Below are 4,769 nucleotides of genomic sequence, written 5' to 3' on the forward strand. Positions count from 1 at the left end.
GTGTGCGGCCGGACCCGCCGCGCCGGGCGCCGCCGGCAGCAGGGTGAGGGCCGGGGCCCGGTGCGGACCTGCGGCGTCCGCCCACCGGACCACCGTGCCATCGGCGTACGTCTGGACGACCTCGAAGGTGAGCCGCTCGGCCTGCGGCATCGGCCCCATGGAGAGCGCCAACCGGGCCGGCCCGGGGTCGCTCTCACCGACCCGGACCCAGGTCACCGCGCTGGTCACCGTGCTCACCCCGGAGGAGTGGATGCCGGCCACCGGCTTGTCCAGGGTGCGGGAGCTGATCCGGGGCGCCCAGCCGTTCACCGACATGGGGTAGACCTCGGCGATCGGCGCGTCGGCCGGCAGCCGTACCTCGATCTGGTTGGTCTTCGTGCCGGCCCGCTCCTCCGGAACGGTGAACTCCAGCCGTACCGCGTCGCCCTGGCGGGCCTCCGTCGGGGTGGTCGTCACGTCCGCCGCGTACGCCGTGCCCGGCCAGAGCAGCAGCCCAGCGGCGCTCACCGCGGTCGCCGCCACGATCCGCCGCCGACGGGAACCGCCGTACGTGCTCGCCATCTCGTGCCCCCATCCATGTCGACGCGGCCGGCACCGGTTTCCGGCCACACCCTCTAGTTCGGCTGGGAGGCGCCAAAGGTTCAACGTCGGCGGAAGGAAGGTGCCCTTCCCGGTCGGGGGCGGGGCGACCGATAGCATCGGCAGGAGCCGAGGATCGGCACCGTTTCGTACCGCTTGGAGGAGTCACCGTGTCCGCACCCCGTACCCCCGCCGTGGCCGACCCCGTCGTCGTCGCCGCCGGGACCACGGCGGCCGACGCGGTGGCCGCGGCCGGACTGCCCGCGAACGGCCCCAAGGCGATCGTCGTGGTCCGCGACCCGCAGGGCCAGCTGCGCGACCTGGACTGGGCGCCGGCCGAGGAGACCGTCGTCGAGCCGGTCAGCCTGGACTCGCCCGACGGGCTCAACGTGCTGCGCCACTCCACCGCGCACGTCCTCGCCCAGGCCGTGCAGGACATTTTCCCCGAGGCCAAGCTGGGCATCGGGCCGCCCATCGAGAACGGCTTCTACTACGACTTCGACGTCGACAAGCCGTTCCAGCCCGATGACCTCAGCAAGCTCGAGAAGCGCATGCAGGAGATCATCAAGTCCGGGCAGCGGTTCCGTCGCCGTCGCTTCGGCAGCCTGGACGAGGCGCGCTCCGAGCTGGCCGACGAGCCGTTCAAGCTGGAGTTGATCGAGGTCAAGGGCGAGGGCCTGGACACCGACGAGGTGATGGAGGTGGGCGGCGGCGAGCTGACCATCTACGACAACCTCGACGCCAAGGAGGACAAGGTCTGCTGGTCGGACCTGTGCCGGGGTCCTCACCTGCCGACCACCCGACTGATCGGCGCGTTCAAGCTGATGCGTTCCGCCGCCGCCTACTGGCGGGGGTCGGAGAAGAACCCCCAACTGCAGCGGGTGTACGGCACCGCGTGGCCGACCCGCGACGAGCTCAAGGCGTACCTGAAGCTGTTGGAGGAGGCCGCCCGGCGCGACCACCGCAAGCTCGGCGCGGACCTCGACCTGTTCAGCTTCCCCGACGAGATCGGCTCCGGCCTGGCGGTCTTCCACCCCAAGGGCGGCATCATCCGCCGCGAGATGGAGCACTACTCCCGCCAGCGGCACGAGGCGGCGGGGTACGAGTTCGTCAACACCCCGCACATCACCAAGGCGCAGCTGTTCCAGACCTCCGGTCACCTGCCGTACTACGCGGACACCATGTTCCCGCCCATGCAGCTGGAGGGCGCGGACTACTACCTCAAGGCGATGAACTGCCCGATGCACAACCTGATCTTCAGGTCGCGCGGGCGGTCGTACCGGGAGCTGCCGCTGCGGATGTTCGAGTTCGGCACGGTCTACCGGTACGAGAAGTCCGGCGTCGTGCACGGCCTGACCCGGGTCCGGGGCCTGACCCAGGACGACTCGCACATCTACTGCACCCGTGAGCAGATGGCCGGCGAGCTGTCCACGCTGCTCAGCTTCGTGCTCGACCTGCTGCGCGACTACGGCCTGGACGACTTCTACCTGGAGCTGTCGACCCGGGACGACTCGCCCAAGTTCATCGGTGCCGACGAGGACTGGGCCGAGGCCACCGAGGCGCTGCGGACCGCCGCCGCCACCTCCGGCCTGGACCTGGTGCCCGACCCGGGCGGCGCGGCGTTCTACGGGCCGAAGATCTCCGTACAGGCCCGCGACGCCATCGGCCGGACCTGGCAGATGTCCACCATCCAGGTCGACTTCAACCAGCCGGAGCGGTTCGCGTTGGAGTACCAGGCCGCCGACGGCAGCCGGCAGCGGCCCGTGATGATCCACCGTGCGCTGTTCGGGTCGATCGAGCGGTTCTTCGGGGTGCTCACCGAGCACTACGCGGGCGCCTTCCCGGCCTGGCTGGCGCCGGTGCAGGTGGTGGGCATCCCGATCCGCGAGGACCACACCGACTACCTGCACGGCTTCGTCGCGGCGCTGCGCGCCGAGGGCATCCGGGCACAGGTGGACGCGGGTGACGACCGGATGCAGAAGAAGATCCGGACGGCGCAGCAGCAGAAGATCCCGTTCATGGTGATCGCCGGAGACGACGACGTGGCCGCCGGCACGGTCTCGTTCCGTTACCGCGACGGCTCCCAGCGCAACGGGGTGCCGATCGCCGAGGCGGTGACCCACGTGCTGGACGTGGTCAGCTCACGGACCAACGTCGGCCCCTCCGCCGCCGCCGAATAGCGAGACCACCGCCCGGCCCGCGTGCCGCCCGTCGCAACTCGCGTCCGGCTCGCTCGCGGCTCGCTCGCGGCTCGCTCGCGGCCCGCGTGCCGCCCGCGTGTCGCATGATCGCGCTCGATCCACGAAGTAGTGGCCTCCCCGGTCGGGGAGGCCACTGCTTCCATGTTCCAGCGCGATCTTCGCCCAGAGGGCCGGCGTCGGGGGCCATCGTCGGGGGCCCGGCGTCGGGAGCCCGGCGTCGGGAGCCCATCGTCGGGGGGCCGGCGTCGGGAGCCCGGCGTCGGGGGGCCGGTTTCGGGAGCCCGGCGGCCGGGGGAGGCGGGCGCGGGAGGCGGTGCCGGGTGTCAGATGCCGCAGGTGGGCGCTGACCAGCCTCCGACGGCCGCCACGTGGGTGTGGTCGTTGTGGTCCGGGTAGCCGGGGCCGAGGATCTGCCCGAAGCCATGGTTGCGGGCCTGCTGTGCCAGCCGGCAGAGCGACGGGGACCCGACCAGGTCCACCCCGTCGCCGTACAGGTGTCGGCTGTTCGACGCTCCGCCGACCGCGCTGTTGCAGGCGTAGCTGCGGAAGCTGCTGCTGATCGCGATGGCCACGTCTCCGAGGGCGTGTCGCATGGCCTGGAGCTTCCACATCGAGACGAGCGCGTTGAAGCGGGCGGTGCTCGCCGAGACCGCGCCGCCGGACCAGTCGCTGTTGCACTTGTTCAACTCTGCGTAGCTGAAGTTGGCCGGGGTGCAGTCGTCGTCCTGGAGGGCGTAGAGCCGGTTGAACGTCTGTGGGCCGGCGATGCCGTCCGCGGGCAGCCCGTACGCCTGCTGGAAGCGGATCACCGCCGATCGGGTGGCCGGGCCGTACGCGCCGTCGAGGGTGAGCACCGCGCCGTAGCCGGGGTAGCCGGCGACCCGGATCTGGAGTTGCCGGACATCCTCGCCGGACGCCCCCTGGGACAGGGTGCGTCCCCAGGTGTAGCAGCCGTCCGCCTGGGCCGCGCCGGCAGTGAGGGTGACGCCGGCCACTGTGGTGGCGGCGGTCAGCGCAACTGCCGCGAGGAACCTGCCGAGCCGTCGGAACATGTAGCCCTCCATCAATCAATGGAAGTACGTGGATGCATGGAAGTTTCAGGCCTTGGTATTGATCCGTCAAGAACTTGCAGTGCCGGGTTTCCTGACGGGCGGGTGTCGCGGCGTGCCCGCAGGGCTCCGTAGGATCGGCTCGTGACAGGGGCGGAACGGCACACGGACATCGACGGCATGGCCGACGGCCTGGAGCGGCTCTGGACGCCGCACCGGATGACCTACATCTCCGGCGAGGACCGCCCGGCCGAGGGCTACGAGAAGCCGACCGGCTGCCCCTTCTGCCGGGGGCCGAAGCTGCCCCCGGAGGAGAGCCTGGTGGTGGCCCGGGGCGAGCACGTGTTCGTGGTGCTCAACCTCTACCCGTACAACCCGGGGCACCTGCTGGTCTGCCCCTACCGGCACGTCGCCGACTACACCGACCTGGACGTGCCGGAGACCACCGAGCTGGCGTCGTACACCCAGACCGCCATGCGGGTGATCCGTAAGGTCAGCAACGCCCACGGCTTCAACCTGGGCATGAACCAGGGCGGGGTGGCCGGCGCCGGCATCGCCGCGCACCTGCACCAGCACGTGGTGCCGCGCTGGGGCGGCGACGCGAACTTCATGCCGGTGATCGGCCGCACCAAGGTCCTCCCGCAGCTGCTCGGCGACACCCGCGACCTGCTCGCCCGCGCCTGGCCGTCCTGACCGCCGCCACAGAGCGCCGCCGCACCGGTGCCACCGCCGCGCCGCTTCAGCTCCAGGGCGAGGGTGAGGACGAGACGCGCGCCGGACATGCCGATCGGGTGGCCCAGCGCGATCGCGCCGCCGTTGACGTTGACCTTGTCCGGGCTGATCCCGAGGTCCCGGGTGGACTGGACACCAACCTGCGCGAACGCCTCGTTGATCTCGATGAGGTCCAGGTCGGCCAAGCTAAGGCCGCCCTCCTGCAGGG

The 4,769-nt window shown here is 71.1% G+C and carries 4 protein-coding genes and 1 pseudogene; 2 read left to right on the top strand and 3 right to left on the bottom strand.

The window, feature by feature from the left end; all coding sequences use genetic code 11:
- A partial coding sequence (locus PSH25_RS20050) for a DUF1775 domain-containing protein (protein ID WP_238660551.1) occupies positions 1-561 on the bottom strand: 561 nt, incomplete at its 3' end.
- Positions 562-749: 188 nt separating this feature from the next.
- Here PSH25_RS20050 and thrS point away from each other — a divergent pair.
- A complete protein-coding gene (gene thrS, locus PSH25_RS20055) occupies positions 750-2,759 on the top strand; it encodes a threonine--tRNA ligase (protein ID WP_238660552.1) in 2,010 nt (669 codons plus the stop codon).
- Between the two features lie 344 nt (positions 2,760-3,103).
- Here thrS and PSH25_RS20060 read toward each other — a convergent pair whose 3' ends face one another.
- Positions 3,104-3,844 carry a D-Ala-D-Ala carboxypeptidase family metallohydrolase gene (locus PSH25_RS20060; protein ID WP_238660554.1) on the bottom strand — a complete coding sequence of 247 codons (741 nt, stop codon included), beginning with the start codon at positions 3,842-3,844 and terminating at the stop codon, positions 3,104-3,106.
- Positions 3,845-4,009: 165 nt separating this feature from the next.
- On the opposite strand from PSH25_RS20060, the gene PSH25_RS20065 reads away from it, so the two are divergent.
- Positions 4,010-4,522, top strand: coding sequence for an HIT family protein (locus PSH25_RS20065; protein WP_196930193.1), 513 nt, complete (start codon positions 4,010-4,012; stop codon positions 4,520-4,522).
- Here the strand turns inward: PSH25_RS20065 and PSH25_RS20070 are convergent.
- Positions 4,468-4,769, bottom strand: a pseudogene (locus tag PSH25_RS20070) (acetyl-CoA C-acyltransferase); the annotation flags it as partial. The gene PSH25_RS20065 and the pseudogene PSH25_RS20070 sit on opposite strands and share 55 nt — an antisense overlap.

Source organism: Micromonospora foliorum (genome assembly GCF_022229015.1).
GTDB classification, from domain to species: Bacteria; Actinomycetota; Actinomycetes; order Mycobacteriales; family Micromonosporaceae; genus Micromonospora; species Micromonospora foliorum.